Genomic DNA, 954 nt, shown 5'->3' on the forward strand with positions numbered 1-954 from the left:
AGATGTGTATAAGAGACAGTGGCTGAGCGTAGACGGGATCATTTAATTTTGCCGAACCAAGGCGTCGAAAAAGGGCGCTTGGCTGGCTTAATCCATTCAGTTCTCGATCAGGCGATACCGTTTATCTTTTTTCCTGGTGCAAGATAGATTGATGTCAAAAGGCTACTTTGCGGCGTGTTTTTCCTCGGCTACTCTTTGCCTCACAAAAGGGACTTTATGACTGGTGAAGGGATTGCCGCAGTTTCATTTTATTTCCGGTCTTCCGCGCTCAGGCTCGACGCTGCTTTCTGCGATTTTGCTGCAGAACCCGCGGTTTCATGCCGGCATGACCAGCCCGGTAGGTTCGCTCTTTAGCAGCGTGCTGCAGCAGTGCAGCGCCGGCAGCGAATTTGGCTCGGTGATCGATACCAACCTGCGCCGCCGGCTGCTGCGCGGCCTGTTCGATTCCTATTACGCCGATAAGGCCGACAAGCCCGTTATTTTCGATACCAACCGGCATTGGTGCGCGCGCTTGCCGGCCTTGCAGGATCTGTTTCCCCAGGCCAAGACCATCGCCTGTGTGCGCAATGTCGCCTGGGTGCTCGACAGTCTGGAGCGCCTCTACCGCGCAAATCCGTTCGAGAACACCAAGCTGTTCAACGACGATGATGAGCGCAACACCGTCTACAGCCGCTGCGAAACCCTGGCCCAGCGCAATCGCCTGGTGGGGTTTGCCTGGACCGCGCTCAAAGAAGCGTATTACGGCGACAACGCCGAGTCCTTGCTGATCGTTGACTATGACTTGCTGACCCAAGCCCCGGAGCGCGTGATGCGGTTGGTATATGCGTTCATCGACGAGCCTTGGTTCGAACACGATTTCAATCACCTGGCCTACGACGCCCCGGCCTTCGACCAGGCGTTGGGCGTTGCCGGCCTGCACAAGGTCAAGCCCAGGGCTGTCTCTTATACACATCT

The 954-nt window shown here is 56.3% G+C and carries 1 protein-coding gene; it reads left to right on the plus strand.

From position 1 onward, the window contains the following. Window positions 1–232: 232 nt before the first annotated feature. Window positions 233–954 (plus strand): sulfotransferase family protein (locus tag B6S09_RS18915; RefSeq protein ID WP_211281103.1); only part of this gene is annotated, 722 nt, incomplete at its 3' end.

The sequence above is a fragment of the Oceanimonas baumannii genome (assembly GCF_002245495.1).
Taxonomy (GTDB): domain Bacteria; phylum Pseudomonadota; class Gammaproteobacteria; order Enterobacterales; family Aeromonadaceae; genus Oceanimonas; species Oceanimonas baumannii.